Source organism: Actinopolyspora mortivallis, from assembly GCF_003001495.1.
Taxonomy (GTDB): Bacteria; Actinomycetota; Actinomycetes; order Mycobacteriales; family Pseudonocardiaceae; genus Actinopolyspora; species Actinopolyspora mortivallis_A.
Genome location: NZ_PVSR01000003.1, coordinates 205,011 through 225,672, shown reverse-complemented (window position 1 = coordinate 225,672; position 20,662 = coordinate 205,011). Strand labels below are relative to the sequence as shown.

The window sequence follows — 20,662 nt, the reverse complement described above, 5'->3', positions numbered from 1 at the left end:
CGAGGGACGGAGTCAGGACCGCCTCGTCAGCAGCGCGACCAGCTCACCGCGACTCATACCCACCCGGGCCGCCTCGGCCAGCAACTCGTCGACCAGGCGGTTGAGCCGCGCCAGATCGGCCTCACCCACCACCACGGCACCCCGCCCCCTGCGCAGTTCGATCAGCCCCTCGCCGGAGAGCTGGCGATAGCCACGCAGCACGGTGTTGGTGTTGACGCCGAACCGGTCGGCGAGCTCACGCGCCGTCGGCAGTCGGGACCCCCTCACCAGTTCCCCACTGGCGACGGCCCGACGCACGGCCGCCGCCACCCGCTCGTGCAACGGCCCGTCGACAGGATCTCCCAGCGAAAGCTCCACAGCAGCAGTATATTTGTGCTACTTTGACTAGCACAAATAGTTGTTTCAGAGGAGGAACCCATGGAGATCCTGGGCATCATCGGCTTCTCGATCGCGGTGCTGGTGACTCCGGTGTACCTGCTTCTCGCGGTCAAGGGGGTGCGCTCGTTGAGCGACCTGCGGGACCTGTTCGCCGGCACCCCCTACGACCGGGGGAACCAGGGCAACGGGCGGAGATGAGCGAAGCGGCCGGGGTGGGACAGCCGCTCCCGCTCCGGCCGTTCCACCCACAGCCCACCGTTCCGGGAACGGTCGTTCCCGTCCGTGATCACAGCCAGTCCTCGGCGATGTGCTCCCCCAGACCGTGCAGCAGCGTGGCCGCCCGCCGGATCGACAACCGCGTGTTCGGCTGCACGTGCGAGAGCGCGTACACGGCGGAGAAACCGCCCTCGCCCAGCCCGCGTGCCGACAGCGCGCACTGCCCCGCGACCGCCACGGCGGGCACCCCGGCCTTGACCGCCCGGGAGGCCACCACCCCGGGAGCCTTGCCGCGCAGGGTCTGCTCGTCCAGCGCCCCCTCTCCGGTGACCACCAGCGCCGCCCCCTCCAGGTGCCGGTCGAAACCGGCCAGCTCCAGCACCACGTCACTGCCGGAGCGGAACGTCGCCGACAGCACCGCCATCGCCCCGAATCCCACGCCGCCCGCGGCTCCGGCCCCGGGACGTTCCGCGGGCGCGTGACCGCTGGCCCGCCCGACCAGCACGGCGAAGCGCTCCAGGGCGGCGTCGAGTCGGCGTACCTCCCGCTCACCCGCCCCCTTCTGGGGACCGTACACCCGGGCGGCACCACCACTGCCGCACAACGGGTTGTCCACATCGGAGGCGAGAACGATGTCTACTGAGGACAGACGGGGATCCAGACCGGACAGGTCCACCTCGGCCAGCCGGTCGAGCCCGCCCCCTCCCCGCGGTATCGGCGCACCCGAGCCGTCCAGGAAACGCGCTCCCAGCGCGGCGAGCATCCCGGCTCCCCCGTCGGTGGAGGCGCTGCCGCCGACACCGAGCACGACCGTACGCACTCCACGGTCCAACGCCGCGGCGATCAGCTCACCGGTACCGAAACTGGAGGCGGTCAACGGGTCGAACTCGCCCGGAGCCAGCAGCGCCAGCCCGGAGGCCGCGGCCAGCTCCACCACCGCGGTGTCCTCGTTGACCGCCATCTCGGCGCTCACCCGCCTGCCGGTCGGTCCGGTCACCCGCACCCGCGCGGGTTCGAACAGCCCGGTGGCCAGCGCGGCCCGCACCGTGCCGTCCCCACCGTCGGCGACGGGAACACACCGCGTCTCCACCCCCGGCACTCTGGCGCGCAGCCCGGAGGCGACCGCCTCGGCCACCTCCGGGGCGGTCAGCGATCCCTTGAACTTGTCCGGCGCGACGAGAACATGACCAGTCACAACACGCTCCGCACTCTCGGCTGGCGAGGACAGCGAAAAAATCCGGGAACGGGTGCCCCCCGCCATTGAGCCCGGCACCGACGCGGGGGGCACCCGGGACCGTCCACCGTACGGCGGACGACCCGGCACGGACGCCCCGCGAACACGCGGGGCGACGACTCCGGGGATCAGTCGAGGGGCTCGGGCTCCTTCATCGCGTCGATGCGCACCCCGTTGGCGGTGTTGGCCTCCCGCTCGATCATCACCTCGACCAGCACCGGCCTGCTCGTGGCCACGGCCTCCTTGCGGGCCCACTCGATGGTCTCGCGCAGCTCACCGGGCTCGAACACCCGACGCCCGGAGCAGCCGTAGGCCTCCATCACCTTGACGTTGTCGGTGCCGTGCTCGTCGTAGTGCAGGTCGACCTCGGTGTTCATCCCGTAGCCCTCCTCGGCCATCCGGATCAGACCGAGGTACTCGTTGTTCAGCATGATGATCACGAAGCCGATGTCGTACTGCGCGGCCACGGCGAGCTCCTCCACCAGGAACTGGAAGGAGTAGTCCCCGACCACCGAGACCACCTCGGCCTCCGGCCGGGCGGACTTGACCCCGATCGCGGCGGGGACCTCCCAACCGAGCGGCCCGGCCTGCCCGCACACCTGGTAGTGCCGGGGCTTGTGGGTGCGCTGGAACTGCCCGGACCAGATCTGGTACAGCCCGATGGCGGTGGTGAAGTAGGTGTCCGGACCGAAGATCTCGTTGATCTCCTTGAACACCCGGGGCGCCTTGATGGGCACCGCGTCGTAGTCCTCGGGCCGGGTGTGGGTCTTCTTCAGTTCGTTGACGCGGTCCACCCAGGAGCGGTAGCGCGGCCCGGCCCCGCGAGCGCGGGCCGTCTCCAGCGCGGCGTCCAGGAAGGGGCCGGTGTCGGAGACCACGCCCAGGTCCGGCCCGAAGACCTTGCCGAGCTGGGTCGGATCGATGTCGACGTGGATGAACCGGCGCTGCCCCCGGTAGACGTCCAGCGCACCGGTGTGCCGGTCGCCGAAGCGCGCGCCCAGCGCCAGCACGAGGTCGGACTCCAGGAAGGACTGGTTGCCGTAGCGCTGACTGGTCTGGATACCGGTCATCCCCGCCCACAGCTCGTGGTCCTCGGGGAAGGACCCCTTCCCCATGAGGGTGACCTGCACCGGGATCCCGAGCAGTTCGGCCAGCTCACGCAGCTTCTCGTGGGCCTCGCCGAGCACCACGCCCCCACCGGCCAGGATCAGCGGCCGCTGGGCCTGCTCCAGCATGTCCAGGGCCCGCTCCACCCTCGGCTGGTGAGGCTCCACGCGCTGCACCGGCAGGGGCGCGTCGATGTCGGGGTCCCACTCGATCTCCTGCTGCTGGACGTCCAGCGGCAGGTCCACCAGCACCGGCCCCTGGCGTCCGGACCGGGCGGTCCGGAACGCCTCCCGGAAGATCCACGGCGCCTGGGCGGCCTCCTTGACCTGCACCGCCCACTTGGTGACCGGGCGGGCCACCTCGACGATGTCCACCGCCTGGAAGGCCTCCTGGTGGAGCTTGGTGGACACGGCCTGCCCGGTGATGCACAGCATCGGGATCGAGTCGGCCTGGGCGGTGTAGAGCCCGGTGATCATGTTCGTGCCCGCGGGCCCGGAGGTCCCGATGGCGACACCGACCCTGCCGTTGGTGCGCGCCCAGCCGTCGGCCATGTGGGTCGCGCCCTCCTCGTGGCGCACGGTGCGGTGCCGGATCTCGCGGTGTTCCAGCGCCTGGTACAGCGGCAGGATCGCCGCTCCTGGACAACCGAAGGCGACGTCCACCCCCTCGGATTCGAGGACGTCGACGACGGCCTGCATGACGGGAACTTTCGGCATGGTGCAAACGACCTCTTTCGCGGCGAAAACCCGAGCCGGCGCGGTTGCCTTCCCCCACAGCCGGGTGCGAGGCTTTCGCGGTGACGCTCGGTGCGGTGATCCTTCGACGACACCGGCGCGTGCCCGCACGCACCGGTTCTGCTTGCTGACCGGGTGTCCGGTGGGCGGGTGGCCCGATGCTTGGCGGCGCTGAGCCACCCGCTCCACCGTGCTCCTCTCCGACCGGCCGTGGCCGGATCCTCGGCGCCCCCGGGGCGCCTTCGCTCACTCCGTTCCGTTGAGGCGGGCGATCTGCCGGAACAGCCCGGAGTGGTCCAGCGAACCGTCGCCCTGGGCGACGGCGGCGGCCACCAGCTGGGCCACGAGACTTCCCACCGGGGTGGAGACCCCGGACTCGCGTGCCGCGCTCTGCACGATGCCCAGGTCCTTGTGGTGCAGTTCGATCCGGAAGCCCGGTTTGAAGGTGCGTTCGCGCATCCCGCGGTTCTTGGCGTCGAGCACCTTGCTGCCCGCCAGACCTCCGCCGAGCACCTGGAAGGCGGACTCGGTGTCCACCCCGTGTGCCTCCAGGAAGACCAGCGCCTCGGCGACCAGGGCGATGTTTCCGGCCACGATCAGCTGGTTGGCGGCCTTGACGGTCTGCCCAGAACCGGCCGGTCCGACGTGCACCACGGTCTTGCCGACCACCTCGAACACCTCGCCGGCGGCGGCGAAGGCCTCGGCCTCACCGCCGACCATGATGGACAGGGCCCCGTCGATGGCTCCCTGCTCGCCCCCGCTGACCGGGGCGTCCAGCGCGCGCACCCCGCGCTGGGCCGCCCGCTCGGCGACGGTGCGGGAGACCTCGGGGCGGATGGTGCTGCAGTCGATCAGCAGGGCCCCGCTCCGGGCGTGGGCGAGCACTCCGTCCTCGCCGAGGACCACGTTCTCCACGTCCGGCGAGTCGGGCAGCATCGTGATGATCACGTCGGCGTCGGAGACCGCCTCGGCGATGTCCCGGGCGCCCTTGCCTCCGGCGGCGACCAGCTTCTCCACCTTGGCGCTGCTGCGGTTGTACCCGGTCACCTCGTAGCCCGCCTCGACGAGGTTGGCCGCCATCGGGCCACCCATGATGCCGAGTCCCACGAATCCGATCCTGGTCATCCTCGTTCCTTCCCTTGGGTCGCACAGTGTGTTCCCGCCGTGGTGACGCGGCCTCCGGGCAGCCCGCGCCCGGCGCCGCGCTTCCGTTCCTGCCGGGGCACGGGCGTTCCTGAGGACCTCAGCGCCCACCGGGCAGGGGGTTCGGGGCTCACCTCATCCAGCCGAAGCTGTCGGCGCTGGCCCCGCTGGGCTTGTACTCGCAGGCGACGTAGCCGCGGTAGCCGGCCTTCTCCAGCCGGGCGAAGTAGTCGGCGAAGTCCACCTCGCCCGTTCCGGGCTCGTTGCGCCCCGGCGCGTCGGCGATCTGCACGTGTCCGATCCGGTCGGCGTACCGGTCGATGGCCGCCGCCGGGTCGTCACCGTTCGTGATCAGGTGGTAGAGGTCGAAGAGCAACCGCAGGTTCTCGACCCCGCCCGCCTGGTGCACCCGGTCGATGACGCTCACCGCGTCGGCCGCCGTCTTCAGCGGGTAGGTGGGGGTGCCGCTCACCGGCTCGATCAGCACGGTCCCGTCGACGCGGGCGGCTCCCTTGGCGGCGGTGATCAGGTTCTCCACGGCGGTGGTGTCCTGGTCGGCGGGCAGCATCCCCTCGATGCGGTTGCCGTAGAGGGCGTTGAAGGCCCTGCACCCCAACCGGGCTCCGATCCCGACCGCCACGTCGACGTTGTCGGCGAACTCGGAGGAGCGTTTCGGGTGCGAGAGCACCCCGCGGTCACCGGCGGGCATGTCCCCGGCGAAGAAGTTCAGCCCCACCAGGGAGACCCCGGCCTCGTCGACCGCCCGGACGAACCGGTCCACCTCGCTGTCGCTGGGAACGGCCTCGCTGAAGGGCCACCAGAACTCGATCGCGTCGAAACCGGCTGCCTTGGCCGCGGCCGGGCGGGACAGCACGTCGAGCTCGGTGAACAGGATCGAGGTGTTGACGGCGTACGGGAAGCGATGCATCCGTGCTCCCTACCTGTTTTCACGAAGTGAAACTTTTATTTCGTACAGCGATAGAATAATCAGCGTCCCCGGCAGGGTCAACACCGTTGCCGTCCGACGGGCTACCGTGGCGACCCGTACGAGAGAGTCCGACGAAGCGGCAGGTGCCCGATGAACCTCAGAGCCGAGTTCACGACGGAACCCTTCGAGGGCGAGGGCGAACCACCCAGCCATGCCGCCATCGCGCGGGACGTCCTGCGCGAGTCCGGCCTCGACCCCGAGTTCGGGCCGTTGGGCACCGCGATCAGCGGTGAACGGGGCGCCGTGCTGGCCGCGCTCTCCCGGGTGATGGAGCGGGCACTCGACGCGGGCGCCGACCGGATCACCATGCAGGTCACCGTCGAGGACGAGCCCCAGGACAGTTGAGGTTATCCGCGTGCATCCGCTGACATCAGCGATTCAGCCCCTGCTCAGCCGCATCGGGGCCACCACCGTTCCCGTGGAGGAGCGCGAACCCGGCGACGTGCTGCTCTACTGGCAGGGCAGCCCGGTGGTGGCGGTCCGCCTGCCCGAGGAGGAGATCACCAGCGCCCTGGACAGGGTGATCGCCCAGGTCGAATCCGAGCTCGGCGGCAAGCTGGCCGACCTCTCCCGGGCGGACAAGCAGCGGGCGGTCCGCCTCCTGGAGGAGCGCGGAGCCTTCACCCTGCGCAAGTCGGCGGAGTCGGTGGCCAGGGCGCTGGGGGTCAGCCGCTTCACCGTGTACAACTATCTGAACCGCGAACGCTCCTGACCCGGGCGACGGCGCCCTTCTCCCCACTCCTGCCCGCGCCGTCCGAAGCACTCCGGCACGCCACGCCCTGAGGCGCACCGGCGGCGTCCTCCCGGAATCCCCCACCCGCTCCGGCATTCCCCGCGCCTCTCACTCGGAGCGGCGCCGCTTCGCGCCTCCGCAGGACCGCGCGGCCGCCGAACGGAGCAGGAACAACGGAGCGTTCCGGACGAAGCACGTACCGGAACTGTGCGCCCGTTGTGCGAACGCACAGTCTCCCACCAGCAGATTTCAACAAAGTGTTGACACCCACGCGGGAGCGGACTTAGCTTTTGCCCTCAACCGCTCCGAGGGGACATTCAGGTGAACCCGAGGAGAACAACCACGCGAACCGTGGGGTTTTGCCGATGTCAGCACCATCTTCCACCGGAGCCGGGCCGGGGCTGGCCAGACTGAACAACATGCCCCGTCCGGAGCTGGTCAAACAGCTGTTGGCGTGCCTGGACGTACAACGCTGGGCCAACGAGATCGCCGACCGGCGGCCCTACCGGTCGGACGAGGAACTCTACGAGGTGGCCGACCGCGCCGCCTCCGACCTCACCGAGGACGAGATCCACTCCGCGCTGGCCGCGCACCCACGCATCGGACAGCGCTCCACCGGCAAGGACACCGCGGCCTCCTGGTCCCGTCGCGAGCAGTCCGGGGTCGACGCGGACGACACCCAGCTGGCCGTGGAACTGGCCGAGGCCAACGAGGAGTACGAACGCCGGTTCGGACACGTCTACCTGGTGTGCGCCAGCGGCCGCAGCGGTCGGGAACTGCTGGAGATCCTGCGTTCCCGACTGGACAACGACCCGACCACCGAGATGCGCGTCGTCGCCGACGAACTGCGCAAGATCGCACGACTACGGCTGGCGAGAGTGATCGAAGCGTGAGCGAGACAAGCACGAGCGCCGTCACCACACACGTCCTCGACTCCTCCCGGGGACTGCCCGCGGCGGGGGTGGCCGTCACGTTGGAGCAGGCCTCCGGGCAGACGTGGAACCACCTCGGTGACTCCGTGACCAACGAGGACGGCAGGGTCAGGCAGCTCGGACCGAGCCGCCTGAGCGAGGGCACCTACAGGTTGACCTTCGAAACGGGAGCCTACTTCCGGGAACTGGGCGTCGACTCCTTCTACCCCCAGGTGCAGATCACCTTCCGCATCGCGGATGCGGAGCAGCACTACCACGTGCCGCTGTTGCTGAGCCCGTTCGCATATTCCACCTACCGAGGGAGCTGATCAGCTCATGGGCATCGTCATGGGCCCCAACCAGTACGGAAAGTCCGAGTGCCGCATCGTCACCGTCAACCGGGACAGCAGCAGGCACAGCATCAAGGACCTCAACGTGAGCACCTCGCTGCGCGGTGACTTCGACGAGACCCACCACACCGGCGACAACGCCAAGGTGCTGCCCACCGACACCCAGAAGAACACGGTCTACGGCCTGGCGAAGGAACAGTCGGTCGGCGAGATCGAGGACTTCGCCATGCGGCTCGGGCGGCACTTCGTCGACACCCAGCCGCCGGTGACCGGGGCGCGGATCCTCATCGACGAGTACTCCTGGGAACGCATCCCGGTCGGCGGGGCGGGACACGACCACTCCTTCGCCCGCTCCAGCGACGAGAAGCGCACCACCGCGGTGACCATCGACGGCTCGGAGACCCACGTCGTCTCCGGGCTCAAGGACCTCGTGGTCCTCAAGTCCACGGGCTCGGAGTTCTGGGGCTACCCCAAGGACCGGTTCACCACCCTCGCCGAGACCGACGACCGCATCCTGGCCACGGCCGTGACCGCCCGCTGGCGTTACCTGAGCACCGACCTGGACTGGGCGAAGAGTTTCGAGGCCGTCCGCGAGATCCTGCTCGAAACCTTCGCCACCACGCACAGCTACGCGTTGCAGCAGAGTCTCTACGCCATGGGCAAGGCGGTGCTGGAGAAGCGCCCCGAGGTGGCCGAGGTGCGGATGTCCCTGCCGAACAAGCACCACTTCCTCGTCGACCTCGACAGGTTCGGACTGGACAACAACAACGAGGTCTTCTTCGCGGCGGACCGCCCCTACGGGCTCATCGAGGGAACCGTCACCAGGGACGACGTGGACCCGGCCCCGGCGGCCTGGTACAGCCTCCCCGAATTCTGATCCGCCTCCCGGGGCCGTCGGAAAACCACCGACGGCCCTCTTGTTTTCCTCCGAAACATTTCTTCTTTCCGGAAACAAGAAATCAACCGGAATCCGACTCTCGATCCGAGATCAAGAATCCAGAATTGATTTAGCAGCAGTATAATATCTTCTCCGCCCTCAGGAGTCCCCTATGCCACTGTTCCTCACCAGGCGCAATCGCGGCAGCAGGAACGGAAGAGAGAACATCCACCCCGTGGATGAGATGCTGCCCCCGGGCAAACTGCTCGCCTACGGTGTGCAGCACATCGCCGCGATGTACGCGGGCGTGGTGGCACCCCCGCTCATCATCGGCCAGGCCCTCGGGCTCGACCCGCTGGACATGACCCTGTTGATCGGCGCGAGCCTGCTCACCGCCGGGATGGCGACCCTGCTGCAGGCGATCGGCGTGTGGCGCATCGGGGCACGCATGCCCTTCGTCAACGGCGTCACCTTCGGCTCGGTGGCCCCCATCCTGGCCATCGTCGCCCAGCACGACCAACAACAGGCCCTCTCCGTGGTGTACGGATCGGTGCTGATAGCGGGCGTCCTCGCCTTCGTCGCGGCTCCCTACTTCTCCCGACTCGTCCGTTTCTTCCCCCCGCTGGTCAACGGAACCGTGATCACCCTGATCGGGCTGTCGCTGTTCCCGGTGGCCATCGGCTGGATCGCGGGACAGGACTCCGAGGCGGCGGACTTCGCCTCCCCGCTGCGTGTCGGTCTCGGCGCCGGCACCTTCCTGCTGGTGCTCGTGCTCAACAGGGTGCTGACCGGATTCCTGAACCGGATCGCCCTGCTGATCGGGCTGATCATCGGCACGCTCGTGGCCTGGCCCCTGGGGGCGGTGGACACCAGCACCTTCGCGAGCGCCCCCGTCTTCGACGTGCCGATGCCCTTCGAAATGGCCTCCCCCGCCTTCAACCTGTCGGCCACCATCTCCATCTGCGTAGTGATGCTGGTGGCCATGATGGAGAGCACCGCGGACATGATCGCCCTCGGCGAGATCGTCGACCGTCCCGCGGGCGAACAGACCATCGCCGCCGGGCTGCGCGCCGACGGCGCGGGCAGCGCGCTCAGCGCGGTGTTCGGTGGTTTCACCTGTAGCGCGTTCGCGCAGAACATCGGCCTGGTCGCGCTGACCAGGGTCAAGAGCCGCTTCGTGGTGGCCGCCGCCGGCGGTGTGCTGATCCTGCTGGGACTGTTCCCCATAGCGGGCGCTGTCGTCTCCCTGGTGCCCAAACCCGTGCTGGGCGGCGCCGCGCTGGTGCTGTTCGGATCGGTCGCGGCCAGCGGCATGAAGACACTGGCCAAGGCCGACCTGGGGAACTCGCTCAACGCACTGGTGGTGGCCGGCTCCCTGGGGATCGGCATGATCCCGATCGTCTCCCCGAACTTCTACGAGCACTTCCCCGCGGCCCTGCGCACCGTTCTCGACTCGGGCATCAGCACCGGCTGCCTGGTGGCCCTGGCGCTGAACCTGCTGTTCAACGGCCTCCGCGGTTCGGAAGCCTCCGAGGAGGAAAGCACCCCCGTCGGATCCGAGGAACCCGGCTCCCCCGGAACGGTCACCGCGGGGACGTGACCGTCGCGGAACCGGACCTCCCGCCGTTCGGAGGCTCCGGGGTGTTCTCCCACGGGCCCGGCCACGGCCGGGCCCGTCCTCGTGTCGTGTTCCCGGGGCACCGCCGCTGGTTCGGGCGAGGCAACGCGCTCGGCCGGACGTCCGAGAATTCGGCGGATTCCCGCCCGTCGCCTTGTTGACCACCTGCCGCTCCGGGAAGAATCCCCCTCGACGAACGCAGAACCGAAAATCGTCCACTCGCGAGCACCGTCGCCCGGGCCCACCCGCTCGCTCGGCCGCGCTCGCCCGTTTCCGGTTCGTTGGAGGGGCAATGCCCGACCCCCACGGGGCGCACGGTCCGAGCAGACGTGGCTTCCTGCACGTGGCGCTCGGGGGGATGGGGGTGCTGGCGCTGCCCGGCGCCGGTCTCGCCGCCGACCGGACACCGGGGATCTCCGGCACCGAGGCGTGGGGAGCCCGCCCGCCGAACGCGACGATCGAGACGATCGGACACGCCCCCACCAGGATCGTCATCCACCACACCGCCACCCCCAACAGCACCGACTACTCCCGACAGCACGCGTTCCGCCTGGCCCGGTCCATCCAGGACCACCACATGGACACCAACGGGTGGATCGACACCGGCCAGCACTTCACGCTCAGCCGGGGCGGCCACGTCACCGAGGGCAGACACCACAGTCTGTCCGCGCTCGACCGGTCACGGCACGTGGTCGGCGCCCACGCGCTCGGCCAGAACCGACTCGCCCTGGGCATCGAGAACGAGGGCACCTACGACGCCGTGGAACCACGGCCGGAGCAGTACACGAGGCTGGTCGCGTTGTGCGTCCTGCTGTGCGGCGAGTACGGCATCGGCGCCCACGAGATCCACGGCCACCGGGACGTCAACGCCACCGGCTGCCCCGGGGACCGTCTCCACGCGCTGCTGCCCCGACTGCGCCGGGACGTGGCCGCCGAAATCGGCGGGGATCCCACAGGGTTGAGCTGGCCGCTGGTGCGCCCCGAGGACACCGGGGAACGGGTCCGAACCGTGCAGTACCTGATGAACGAGCACGGCGCCTCCCTGGCCGTCGACGGCGTCTACGGGCCGGCCACGGAGAGCGCCGTGCGGGAGTTCCAACGCGCCGTCGGGGCCGTCGTCGACGGGCTGGCGGGCCACCAGACGTGGAACCAGGCGATCCGCCTGCGGCGCGACGGCGACGGCGGACCCGCCGTGCGGGCGGTCCAGCACCGGCTCTCGATCACCGTGGACGGCCTGTTCGGGCCGGAGACCACCGCCGCCGTGCGGGGGTTCCAGTCCGAGCGCGGCCTGGTGGTCGACGGGATCGTGGGCAGCCGCACCTGGGAGGCCTTGGCCGGGTGAGCCCGGCACGGAAAGGACCACGACGGTCACACGAGGAGGCGAGTATGCGAGGAAGAGCTCGTGCCGCGCTCGGGCTGCTCGGCGCGTTCACCCTGGGCCTGGGGCTGCTCGGAGGGGTGGGGGCGGTGAGCGCCCCCGAGGCGGCCGCCGACGGCTGCTACACGTGGGACCGCACCCTCAGCCGGGGCGACAGCGGTCCCGACGTCCGCGAACTCCAGGTCCGCGTGGCCGGCTGGGCCTCCTCCGGGGACCCGGTGGACGTCGACGGGGTCTACGGTCCGGAGACCGCGGCCGCGGTGCAGCGTTTCCAGCGCGGCTACGGACTCTCCGTGGACGGGATCGCCGGGCCCGAGACCTTCGGCAAGGTCTACGAGCTCCAGGACGCCGACTGCACCCCGGCGCACTTCTCCTGGGGGGAGTTCACCTCCGGGGACGGCAGCGGGTTCTCCGGGGGCAACACCAGCACCTCGAACGTGCGCGCGAACGTGCTGCGCACCATGTGGAAACTGGAGGCGCTGCGGCACAAGCTCGGGGACCGTCCGCTGTACGTCAGCTCCGGGTTCCGCAGCGTCTCGCACAACGACGACGTCGGCGGGGCCCCGAACAGCAAGCACACCTACGGAACCGCCGCCGACCTGACGGGAGCCCCGTCGCTGTGCGAACTGGCCCGCCAGGCCCGCGACTCCGGCTTCAACGGCATCATCGGGCCGGGAGCGCCGGGACACGGTGACCACACCCACCTGGACACCCGGTCGAGCCGCTACTGGAACGCGCCGAGCTGCTTCTGAGTCCGCCCGGAGCTCACGGGCACCGGCGAGGGGGCGACCGCGTCACACGGGGTGGCGCGGTCGTCACCGCGCGGGAACGCCGATAGGCTTCGCCCCGTGAGGCGCACCGGAGGAGGCCGCCACCACCTGCCGCACCACCTGGCACTGGTGTGGGCGCTGCTGTTCGCCGCGCTGAACGTGTTCTGGGCCTTCGGCGGACGCACCGGAACGCACCCGCTGGAGACCCCCGATCCGGCTCCCTCCCTCGTGCTGGCCAACCTCGGGGCGGCGCTGCTCAAAGCAGGGATCGGTGTCGTCGCGTGGCTGGCCACCCGCCGGTGGCGGCGGGGCCTGGTGCACGAGGGACTGACGCTGCTGCTCTGGATCTCCGGGGTGGTGTGCGCGCTGTACGGCCTGTTCGGGTTGGTGGGCAACGCTCTGGTGCTGGCCGGGACCCTGCCGGGCGGGGACGGGGGCGAGCACTGGTACTGGTACTACGTGCTGCTCTGGGATCCCTACTGGGTGCTGGGCGGGGTGTTGCTGCTGGCCGCGGCCGTGCGCTCCGGAGAACCCCGGAAGAGCGGCGAGGTGACCGGAGGAAGGATGTTCTGAGAACACACTCGGAAAGCCTGTCGTGCCGGAAACACCGTCCGACCCTGAGGGTCCGATCCGGGCGGAGTAGCCGGCCAACGACCCGCCCCGGGGCCGCCAATTTTAGGCAAAATTGGCGGCCCCGGGGCAGCCGCGTTCCGAAACCGTCTTCACCGAGGAGAAGAATGCGGATCGCCATTCTGCTGTTCGACCGGTTCACCGCCCTGGACGCGGTCGGGCCGTACGAGGTCCTCTCCCGACTGCCCGACACCGAGGTCGTGTTCGTCGGCCGGGACAGGGGCACCGTGCGCACCGAGGGAGGAGGGCTCGGGCTGGTCGCCGACGCCACCCTCGACGAGGTCTCCCGACCGGACGTGGTGGTCCCCGGTGGCCCCGGGCAGAGCGAGCACATGTCCGACGGCCCGCTGCACCGCTGGTTGCGCGCCGTCGACGAGACCACGGTCCGGACGACCGCCGTGTGCACCGGTTCGCTGATCCTCGCCGCGGCGGGGATCCTCACCGGTCGCACCGCCACCTCGCACTGGCTGGCCCTGGACCAGCTGTCCGCCCTGGGAGTGAGCCCGAGCGGCGAACGCGTGGTCGTCGACGGCAAGTACGTCACCGCCGCCGGGGTGTCCTCCGGCATCGACATGGCGCTGGCCCTGGCCGGGGAGCTGGTGGGCGAGGACACCGCCCAGCGTGTCCAGCTCGGCATCGAGTACGACCCGCGACCCCCGTACGACGCGGGCGCTCCGGACAAGGCTCCCGCCGAGATCGTGGCGGCGCTGCGCCAGCGCAGCAGGTTCCCGCGGAGCCGGGCCGTGTGAGCGGAGGGGGAACCCGGAACCTTCTTCCACGCTCACCCCCGAAAGGTGAAGCCGAGTTCGGGGATGTGTTTTTCCGGCACTGCGGGGATACAGCGCCGAGGAAAAGCACCGGCCTCTTCGAGAGTCCTCGGCACGATCTCACGCTGAGAGATCTGTGACTACCGTGAACAGCAAGTCGGGTGTGTACGGAGCTCCGGTTCACGACTCTGCTCGTCCTGCGTGCTGGGAGAGTTGTTTCCCACGCCGAGTTTGTTTATTATAAAGTACCATTAGTTCGTTTAAGTGAACCATGGAGAAGTCGACATGCTGGCGCGTCGTATTCTGCACGGCCTTGCTCGGACATGGCTCGATCAACAGGAGCTGCACGAGAGGTTGATCGTCACCACCCGCCCGTGGGAGTGCCGTTTCCTGCACTGGAGCTGGGAAGAAGGAGACTGGACCCTGCACGGCAACATAACGCCGCCGGACCGAACACGCAGGGCTACCACGCGGCGCGGATGGTGCTGCTGTTCCCGCCTACGCAGCGCCCGGAACTGAAACGGTGCCGCACACTACACTTTCACACGATCGGAGGGCAACAGGGGTTCTGCTTGCTATCATGTCACGAATCCTCCGGCCGTTACCCCTCGGCTGGTGGTCAGTGTCGCCGGGCGGAGATACGGGGGAGGTTTTGGCTGATATCCAGAGCAGTCCGGCGTCGCGGTCCAGAGGCCGAGCGATCGGCGCGCACGTCAGGTTCATCCGCAACGCGCGTGGCCTCACCAGCGCCGAACTGGCTCGGCGAGCGGGGATCAGCAAAGCCGCCCTGTCGAGCATCGAAGCCGGGGGCGGCAATCCGACGATCGGAACGCTGGATGCGCTGGCTGCGGCTCTCGCCCTGCCGTTGGCGGATCTCGTGAACTCCCACGGTGTCGAGAGTCCGGTGAAGATCCCGGGCACGGAGTACGATCCGCACGCTCCGACCCGCGAGCTGCTGCGTCGACTGCACGGCAGCTACTCCGTCGAGATCTGGAAACTACGCGTACCTCCCGAACACGAAACGAGCGGGGCACCGCACGCACCGGGCACTGTGGAGAATCTCGTCGTCGCCTCGGGAGAACTCCGTGCCGGTGCGGATTCCGACCTGGTCGACCTCGTGGCAGGGGACTGCCTTTCGTTCGCCGGTGACCAGCCGCACTCCTACATAACAGGCCGTTCGCCGGCGGACGTCACGGTCATTATCGCCTCTCCGCAGTACCCCAGCACTCAGATGTGAGAACAGCGGACCTCAGACGCCGGTCCCGGGGTCATCCGGGTGCTCGTGGACGCGGCCGGCGGCCCCACGATATCCGGAGAAAATGTGGGTTATGGATTCCGAACGTCCTCCCCCAGCACAGCTGCAATAGCTTCGGCAACACCGTGTGGATTGTTACCGGATAACAGATGCGGCCCCGGTATCCGAAAAACTTCACACCGAGACCGAGTATGCCCTTTCCATGCCTCGAGAGCGCCGAGCCCGACATCCTGTTCCCCTCCGAGAACGAGGAGATCACCGTCAACCACCGCCTCACGAGTCATGGTGATGAATCCCTGGGACAGCAACAGATCACTATGAATCAAATGATAGAATCCCTCGGCCACGGACCGGTCGTTGACAAGCTCCGGCGGTAAGTCCCCACCGAGCTCCAACAATCTGGTGATCGCACCCTCTACCGAGTCGATCCCGTCCAGATCAAGGTCGTCTCGGACACTCGGCGCAGAATTCGACGCGGCTACGAGAACCGTGTCCGGATCTGAGCGGCGGGAGAGTAGTGCCAGTGCAATATAGGCCCCCAGACTCTCCCCGTAGACAACATCCACAGAAGTGGGAAGTCGCTCCTCGACATCACGCAACGCGGCGGCGGCGGAGGTCAGCATGTCCTCCTCGTAACGACGACCGTGCCCGGGAAGCTCAAGACCGTGGATCTCGGCTCTTCCCCCCAATGCACGTCGAACACGTCGGAAATAGCCCGCACCGCAGCAGGCCGGGGGGATGAGAACGAGGACCGGCGTACGTGCGCGAACGATCATGCCACAGCCTCCGACCTGGATTCGAGCACTCGTCCGACCCCTGCGGCCACGACGATCATCACCCCACCGAGAACCTGCATGAACACCAACTGCTCACCACGGAGGACCACGGCGAAGATCGCGGCGAACACGGGTTCGGTGGACAAGATCAGGGCGACCCGGGTGGCACTGGTACGGCGAGCGGCGAACAACTGCGCCGCGAAGGCGTAAGCGGTCCCCAGCACTCCCAGGTAGGCTATAAGCAGCCATGTCAGTGGTGGAATGTTCGGCACCTGCTCAATGATCATCGGCCCCCAGAAAGGGGAGACGGCAAGGCTGAGCACCATCACGACCACGACCTCGACGAGGGTCACGGACAACACGTCGAAGCTGCGCTGACTCGAAGTCCTGCCGAAGGAGTAGATCTGGTATGCGCGGACGAGAGCCGCCGCCAGGATGATCAGGTCTCCGGGTCGGAAACCGACGGAGTCCGAAGTACCCAAGGTGAGAGCGGCACACCCCAACAGCGCCAGCAGCGAAAGAGCGTAAATGGCTCCTTGCTGCCTGCGCCCACCCAGAATCCGGCTGTAGAGCGGGACGAGGATCACTGAGACCGTGATCAGGAATCCGGCGTTGGCGGCGCTGGTGTATGAGACACCCACCGTCTCCAGAAAGAGAATCGTGAACAGCAGCGCACCGTACAACAATCCGTACAGAAACTCGGAACGGTTGATCCTGACCCGGGCCAAAACGGCATAGAGCAAGAGGGGAACGGCCGCGGTGAGGAAACGAAGAGCCAGAAAGTTCGGAGCTGACAGGCCCGTCGCGTTGACGAGCTGCATGACAGCGTACGAGGATCCCCACACAGCTGCTACACCGAGGACGGCAACGTCCCCCGCGGAGGAGGAACGCCCAAACCGTCGAAGCGGAGAGACAGCCTCGTGACTACCGGTCCGATCCTCCGGAGTAGCTCGCGGTGTAGCCAACCTTGAGTCGTCCCTTCTTCACTTTGGCCGACCTGACCAGGAGATCGCGGATCTCCCGCAGGTTCGAGACATGAGTTCCCGCGCACTCGTCGAGGGAGAAATCTCCGATTCTGACGTAACGCCGCCCGTCGGCCCAGTAGGCCGCGACGTCGAGGTTCTTCTCGACCACGGTGTCGACGTCGCTCTGCACTGCGGCGACGAACTGCTCGGCGTCGGTGAGGGGTTCGGTGGCCTCGAACTCGATGCGCGCCTGCCCCGGGAAGTGGTTGCTCACTATGTGCTTGTAGTCCCGGAGACGGACAGCGGCGTCCACGAGATGCCCGGCAGTGTGCAACGCCGCGTTTTCGAGTCGCCTCGCCCGGTCCACCGAAACCGTCACCCGTTCACCGATCTCCGGCCACGCCTCCATCGGTTCGTCCGGAGCGAGAGCGACGAGGGGTTCGCCCTCCGGATCTCGGACGACCGTACTGGGGATGCCGTTGAGGCTGGTCACGTCCGAGGGCTGCCCGCCCCCTTGCGGATGCACGATGTTGTCCCGGACAGCGAGCCATCGCCGCTCGTCGCGGACTCCGCGCGCGATCACTCGCGTTACCACTTCGGTGGTGTAGGTGTCGTCCAGGTAGACGGACCGTTGGTGACTCACCGCAGACTCGTTCATTGTAACGATCGTAACGTACGCTGTAGTGGTCACGTCGGGGCCGTTCGCGACGTCCCCGACGTGACGCCGACTCGCGTTACTCGGCATCCCTCTTCATGAAGGGGGTACCGCGCAAAGTTTCCCGGGCGATTTTGTTGTGCCCGTACCTGTCCTCCCCGCTGACGAGAACCGCACCGTAGTTGTCCAGCGGGATGCTCCCCCCGTACTCCTCGACACGTTCCGTGTTCGGATACACCCGTACTTTAGTGGGAACATAACGAGCCGCGAAGCCCATCCTGTAGTTCTTTCCCGTCGTCGTATTGGGAAACGATGCGTGCATCAGGGTCGACCAGAATATCACGCACTGCCCTTTTTCCATAACCAGCGGAACAGCATCCTCCTCGTTCGGTTTCCAATCCGGATCGATCTGGAGCTGCCGGTAATCATAGCCGAAGAACCCTCGTGTAACCCCGTCCTTCTCCTCGGAGTTGATACGAGACTCGTCGTAAACCATCTGCTTGGTCTCATCATAATTCATTTTATTCTGAGTACCAGGTATGATCTGTAGACATCCGTTCTGGCGAGTGGATTCGGTGAACGCCGTCCAAACAGTGATCGTCCCCGCCCCGAAATCTTCCTCAGTCTCACCGGGCCACAGTATCTGTGGTTTTCCACTCGCGTTCGCGAACGTATCAGCCTGGTGCCAGTCCGTCCCCTCGTCACCAGGATATTTGGGAAAGAATTCGGTACGCCAGCACAACAAGTCGGGGCCAAGGATAGAAGCCACCCTGTCCACGATCCGCGCATTGCAGACGTGTTGGGCCAACAGATCTATATCGAGATGGCGATCGTAGTTCGCTATGTTGGTACCACCAGAAACAGCATCATCCTGGTATGCTGCGTAAGAGCGGTCAAGAGTCTCCCTCTGGACAGTTTTCCACATCCGCTCCATCTCATCCGGGCTATACACGGTAATCGGCCCTATGTAGCCGTTCTGATGAAAGAACTTTTTTTCCTCGTCCGACAACGAGAAATCGGCGTCCAAGTCAGTGATCACGAACTGCCTCCTACTGATGGGCGACCGTGTCGCGCCTGGCGATCGCTGCTTCCCTGAGCGTCCCCTCATAAGTTTTGCGCGCGTCGAGAGATACGCCGAATTTTTCGCCCAAATACCTGTTCATTTTCGAAAAAGTGAGAGAATGCCCTCCGATGTCGAGAAAATTATCTTCCTCACTCACCTCAAAATCTTCCAACTCGTTGCGAAGCCACTCGACAATCGCATCAACAATTTCCTTTTCCCCTGCGGCAGAATCACGGTTCATCGCGCCCTCCGAAAAACATTTTCAATCTCCCCCCTATCGATTTTTCCGTTCCGTGTACGCGGCATCGAATCAACACGAGCGAATCTTCGGGGAATCATGTAAGACGGCAGACGCTCCGACAAAGCATTTCGCCACCGGCGAGTAGTGATGTCGGTCGCGTCCTCGGAGACGTAGGCACAGGCCATATACCTCTCGTCCTCGTCCTCGATAACCACGGAGAGTGCCGCGGTCACACCCGGTACCTCCTGTAATGCGCGATCGACCTCACCCAGTTCGATCCTGTGGCCGCGGAGTTTCACCTGCTCATCGTTACGTCCGACATAGACGAATCCTTCCATTTCACGCCGTACGAGATCACCACTGCGGTAGTAGTACTTCCCGTCGAGGACTGTGAAACGCCGTTCGCTCAACTCAGGTTTCCGCAGGTATCCTCCGACCACTTGTGGCCCGGCGAGCAGGAGCTCGCCCACCTCCGAGAACGGCACCTCGTAGCCATGCTCATCGACAACACGTGCCGTAAACCCCGGAAGTGTCTCACCGATATTAGAAATATTTAATTCTATATCACTCCAGGAAACTCTCCTTATGGTAGCGTGCACCGTGATTTCCGTAATTCCGTACATGTTGTACACAAAAGAATTTGACGATTTACAAAAATCACGAAGAAATCTGGGAAAGAGTTGTTCACCCCCGAACACCACATACCTCAAGCAGGATCCCTGAAAATCCCAAGAACACAGCTCCGGGGCCAGAGAAAGAAATGAGGTTGGAGTCTGATTCAGTACGGAAACCTGCTCGTTCCGGATCAGATCAGCACACTTTTCGGGATCCCGTACGGTCAAGCGGTCGGGAATCAGCAACCTTCCCCCAGTGGTCAATGCTCCCCATAACTCCCATATCGAGAAGTCGAAGGCGAGTGAATGGAACAGGAGCCATGTGTCGGTCGTGTCGACGTCGAACCACGGAGCTGTCGCATCGAACAAGGCGGACAGGTTGCGATGTGTCACCGGAACCCCTTTGGGATCACCGGTGGTTCCCGAGGTATAAATGATATAGGCAGTTCCTGAGGGCGGTTGATGAGCATGAGCACGGAACAACAGGTCGTAACCGTTCTTACGGGTCACGGGCTCCGACGAATCGAATACCGAAGATTTCCCTTCAGGAGTTAGCAACGCTTTAGGAGCGGCGTCTTCGACAATGCTCCTGTTTCGTTCAGAAGGTCCGAAGTGATCCAAGGGGAGATAACACGCTTCGGCGAGCCACACCGCCAGAAATGACACTACGGCATCAAATCCTGCCGGCATGTCTACTGCCACGAGATCTCCGGGAACGATTCCCGCTTCATGCAGCTCGGCACTCCGATTCCGCGCGGACTCATACAGTTCGCGATACGTAAACACCGACTCTGAACCGAGAACGGTCACGTCCCGAACGGCCACAGAATCAGGAAAATCATGTGCAACCGAAATGAATCGGTCGACAACAGTCTTCCCAGAATACCCCATTTCTCAAAAATTCCCCAATCATTTCAGTACCGCAACCAGTCGCAACCACAAATCTCGAATACCAGGAAGCAGGAACGGAAACAAATATCTCCCATGTAACGAAAAAGGGGCACCACCAAACGGGTGATACAACAAGTGATGCACATCATACTACACATGGAGCACCCTTTTCGCCCGAAAAGCAGCGCGAGAACCTCCATAATGTGTGGCACCATCGGGACGAAAAAATTTCGAAGAATTCATGGGCTCGCAAAAGTCTCCGAAAACACCATCAGCAGAAAACTCACAGGATAGTATGCCGCAGAGTAGAAATCACACGTTCACCCGGAGATTATCGATGATACACAGAAGGAATCTGGTGACACGCG

At 66.1% G+C, this 20,662-nt stretch carries 24 protein-coding genes; 13 read left to right on the top strand and 11 right to left on the bottom strand.

The features are described from left to right. Positions 1–12: 12 nt before the first annotated feature. On the bottom strand, positions 13–357 hold the full coding sequence (locus tag CEP50_RS04845; RefSeq protein ID WP_258174841.1) for a GntR family transcriptional regulator: 345 nt from the start codon (positions 355–357) through the stop codon (positions 13–15). A 60-nt stretch (positions 358–417) separates the two neighbouring features. Here CEP50_RS04845 and CEP50_RS20040 point away from each other — a divergent pair, with 60 nt between their 5' ends. Beyond that, positions 418–576, top strand: a complete 159-nt coding sequence (locus CEP50_RS20040; protein WP_181188214.1) for a hypothetical protein — start codon at positions 418–420, stop codon at positions 574–576. Between the two features lie 88 nt (positions 577–664). Here CEP50_RS20040 and CEP50_RS04840 read toward each other — a convergent pair whose 3' ends face one another. The 4 genes from CEP50_RS04840 to CEP50_RS04825 form a co-directional block, all read right to left on the bottom strand. Next, complete coding sequence (locus CEP50_RS04840) at positions 665–1,789, bottom strand: glycerate kinase (protein ID WP_106112705.1); 1,125 nt, start codon at positions 1,787–1,789, stop codon at positions 665–667. Positions 1,790–1,956: 167 nt separating this feature from the next. Then, complete coding sequence (gene gcl / locus CEP50_RS04835; RefSeq protein WP_106112704.1) at positions 1,957–3,651, bottom strand: glyoxylate carboligase; 1,695 nt, start codon at positions 3,649–3,651, stop codon at positions 1,957–1,959. A 264-nt stretch (positions 3,652–3,915) separates the two neighbouring features. Continuing rightward, on the bottom strand, positions 3,916–4,794 hold the full coding sequence (locus tag CEP50_RS04830) for a 2-hydroxy-3-oxopropionate reductase (RefSeq protein WP_106112703.1): 879 nt from the start codon (positions 4,792–4,794) through the stop codon (positions 3,916–3,918). A gap of 148 nt (positions 4,795–4,942) precedes the next feature. Further along, positions 4,943–5,740 carry a hydroxypyruvate isomerase family protein gene (locus tag CEP50_RS04825; RefSeq protein WP_106112702.1) on the bottom strand — a complete coding sequence of 266 codons (798 nt, stop codon included), beginning with the start codon at positions 5,738–5,740 and terminating at the stop codon, positions 4,943–4,945. Between the two features lie 150 nt (positions 5,741–5,890). Here CEP50_RS04825 and CEP50_RS04820 point away from each other — a divergent pair, with 150 nt between their 5' ends. From CEP50_RS04820 to CEP50_RS04770, 12 genes are all read left to right on the top strand, one after another. Beyond that, positions 5,891–6,145 (top strand): thiamine-binding protein, encoded by a 255-nt coding sequence (locus tag CEP50_RS04820; protein ID WP_106112701.1) that lies wholly within the window; start codon positions 5,891–5,893, stop codon positions 6,143–6,145. Between the two features lie 10 nt (positions 6,146–6,155). Then, entirely contained in the window at positions 6,156–6,512 is a 357-nt protein-coding gene (locus CEP50_RS04815) for a helix-turn-helix domain-containing protein (protein WP_019852887.1), read from the top strand. A gap of 386 nt (positions 6,513–6,898) precedes the next feature. Next, positions 6,899–7,426: a 2-oxo-4-hydroxy-4-carboxy-5-ureidoimidazoline decarboxylase gene (uraD, locus tag CEP50_RS04810; RefSeq protein WP_106112700.1), complete on the top strand. Its 528-nt coding sequence runs from the start codon at positions 6,899–6,901 to the stop codon at positions 7,424–7,426. Further along, complete coding sequence (gene uraH / locus CEP50_RS04805; protein ID WP_106112699.1) at positions 7,423–7,773, top strand: hydroxyisourate hydrolase; 351 nt, start codon at positions 7,423–7,425, stop codon at positions 7,771–7,773. Before uraD ends, uraH begins: the two co-directional genes overlap by 4 nt. A gap of 7 nt (positions 7,774–7,780) precedes the next feature. Then, positions 7,781–8,671 carry a factor-independent urate hydroxylase gene (gene pucL, locus CEP50_RS04800; RefSeq protein WP_106112698.1) on the top strand — a complete coding sequence of 297 codons (891 nt, stop codon included), beginning with the start codon at positions 7,781–7,783 and terminating at the stop codon, positions 8,669–8,671. Positions 8,672–8,843: 172 nt separating this feature from the next. Continuing rightward, positions 8,844–10,271: a nucleobase:cation symporter-2 family protein gene (locus CEP50_RS04795; RefSeq protein ID WP_181188213.1), complete on the top strand. Its 1,428-nt coding sequence runs from the start codon at positions 8,844–8,846 to the stop codon at positions 10,269–10,271. A 310-nt stretch (positions 10,272–10,581) separates the two neighbouring features. After that, positions 10,582–11,631 (top strand): peptidoglycan recognition protein family protein, encoded by a 1,050-nt coding sequence (locus CEP50_RS04790; RefSeq protein ID WP_106112697.1) that lies wholly within the window; start codon positions 10,582–10,584, stop codon positions 11,629–11,631. A 44-nt stretch (positions 11,632–11,675) separates the two neighbouring features. After that, positions 11,676–12,419 carry a M15 family metallopeptidase gene (locus CEP50_RS20745; protein ID WP_106112696.1) on the top strand — a complete coding sequence of 248 codons (744 nt, stop codon included), beginning with the start codon at positions 11,676–11,678 and terminating at the stop codon, positions 12,417–12,419. A 96-nt stretch (positions 12,420–12,515) separates the two neighbouring features. Next, positions 12,516–13,010: a DUF3995 domain-containing protein gene (locus CEP50_RS04780; protein WP_106112695.1), complete on the top strand. Its 495-nt coding sequence runs from the start codon at positions 12,516–12,518 to the stop codon at positions 13,008–13,010. A gap of 164 nt (positions 13,011–13,174) precedes the next feature. Then, positions 13,175–13,816 carry a DJ-1/PfpI family protein gene (locus CEP50_RS04775; protein ID WP_106112694.1) on the top strand — a complete coding sequence of 214 codons (642 nt, stop codon included), beginning with the start codon at positions 13,175–13,177 and terminating at the stop codon, positions 13,814–13,816. 282 nt (positions 13,817–14,098) lie between these two features. After that, entirely contained in the window at positions 14,099–14,353 is a 255-nt protein-coding gene (locus tag CEP50_RS19795; protein WP_146134741.1) for a hypothetical protein, read from the top strand. A 133-nt stretch (positions 14,354–14,486) separates the two neighbouring features. Beyond that, positions 14,487–15,071, top strand: coding sequence for an XRE family transcriptional regulator (locus tag CEP50_RS04770; protein ID WP_219905314.1), 585 nt, complete (start codon positions 14,487–14,489; stop codon positions 15,069–15,071). An 89-nt stretch (positions 15,072–15,160) separates the two neighbouring features. Here the strand turns inward: CEP50_RS04770 and CEP50_RS04765 are convergent, their stop codons facing one another. From CEP50_RS04765 to CEP50_RS04740, 6 genes are all read right to left on the bottom strand, one after another. Continuing rightward, complete coding sequence (locus tag CEP50_RS04765; protein ID WP_106112692.1) at positions 15,161–15,865, bottom strand: thioesterase II family protein; 705 nt, start codon at positions 15,863–15,865, stop codon at positions 15,161–15,163. Next, the gene (locus tag CEP50_RS04760) at positions 15,862–16,830 is read right to left on the bottom strand and encodes a DMT family transporter (RefSeq protein WP_258174839.1); all 969 of its coding nucleotides are present in this window, start codon (positions 16,828–16,830) and stop codon (positions 15,862–15,864) included. Before CEP50_RS04760 ends, CEP50_RS04765 begins: the two co-directional genes overlap by 4 nt. After that, the gene (locus CEP50_RS04755) at positions 16,790–17,488 is read right to left on the bottom strand and encodes a hypothetical protein (protein WP_181188212.1); all 699 of its coding nucleotides are present in this window, start codon (positions 17,486–17,488) and stop codon (positions 16,790–16,792) included. Before CEP50_RS04755 ends, CEP50_RS04760 begins: the two co-directional genes overlap by 41 nt. A gap of 76 nt (positions 17,489–17,564) precedes the next feature. Beyond that, positions 17,565–18,512, bottom strand: a complete 948-nt coding sequence (locus CEP50_RS04750) for a chlorinating enzyme (RefSeq protein WP_106112742.1) — start codon at positions 18,510–18,512, stop codon at positions 17,565–17,567. 22 nt (positions 18,513–18,534) lie between these two features. Then, positions 18,535–18,789 carry an acyl carrier protein gene (locus CEP50_RS04745; RefSeq protein ID WP_106112690.1) on the bottom strand — a complete coding sequence of 85 codons (255 nt, stop codon included), beginning with the start codon at positions 18,787–18,789 and terminating at the stop codon, positions 18,535–18,537. Next, a complete protein-coding gene (locus tag CEP50_RS04740; protein ID WP_106112689.1) occupies positions 18,786–20,294 on the bottom strand; it encodes an amino acid adenylation domain-containing protein in 1,509 nt (502 codons plus the stop codon). The genes CEP50_RS04745 and CEP50_RS04740 overlap by 4 nt, the downstream gene beginning before the upstream one ends. Positions 20,295–20,662: the final 368 nt, after the last annotated feature.

Coding starts and splice junctions, on each gene's coding strand:
- CEP50_RS20040 (WP_181188214.1), top strand. CDS start 418: ATGGAGATCCTGGGCATCATCGGCTTCTCGATCGCGGTGCTGGTGACT.
- gcl (WP_106112704.1), bottom strand. CDS start 3,651: ATGCCGAAAGTTCCCGTCATGCAGGCCGTCGTCGACGTCCTCGAATCC.
- CEP50_RS04830 (WP_106112703.1), bottom strand. CDS start 4,794: ATGACCAGGATCGGATTCGTGGGACTCGGCATCATGGGTGGCCCGATG.
- CEP50_RS04825 (WP_106112702.1), bottom strand. CDS start 5,740: ATGCATCGCTTCCCGTACGCCGTCAACACCTCGATCCTGTTCACCGAG.
- CEP50_RS04820 (WP_106112701.1), top strand. CDS start 5,891: ATGAACCTCAGAGCCGAGTTCACGACGGAACCCTTCGAGGGCGAGGGC.
- uraD (WP_106112700.1), top strand. CDS start 6,899: ATGTCAGCACCATCTTCCACCGGAGCCGGGCCGGGGCTGGCCAGACTG.
- pucL (WP_106112698.1), top strand. CDS start 7,781: ATGGGCATCGTCATGGGCCCCAACCAGTACGGAAAGTCCGAGTGCCGC.
- CEP50_RS04795 (WP_181188213.1), top strand. CDS start 8,844: ATGCCACTGTTCCTCACCAGGCGCAATCGCGGCAGCAGGAACGGAAGA.
- CEP50_RS04790 (WP_106112697.1), top strand. CDS start 10,582: ATGCCCGACCCCCACGGGGCGCACGGTCCGAGCAGACGTGGCTTCCTG.
- CEP50_RS20745 (WP_106112696.1), top strand. CDS start 11,676: ATGCGAGGAAGAGCTCGTGCCGCGCTCGGGCTGCTCGGCGCGTTCACC.
- CEP50_RS04775 (WP_106112694.1), top strand. CDS start 13,175: ATGCGGATCGCCATTCTGCTGTTCGACCGGTTCACCGCCCTGGACGCG.
- CEP50_RS04765 (WP_106112692.1), bottom strand. CDS start 15,865: ATGATCGTTCGCGCACGTACGCCGGTCCTCGTTCTCATCCCCCCGGCC.
- CEP50_RS04755 (WP_181188212.1), bottom strand. CDS start 17,488: ATGAACGAGTCTGCGGTGAGTCACCAACGGTCCGTCTACCTGGACGAC.
- CEP50_RS04745 (WP_106112690.1), bottom strand. CDS start 18,789: ATGAACCGTGATTCTGCCGCAGGGGAAAAGGAAATTGTTGATGCGATT.
- CEP50_RS04740 (WP_106112689.1), bottom strand. CDS start 20,294: ATGGGGTATTCTGGGAAGACTGTTGTCGACCGATTCATTTCGGTTGCA.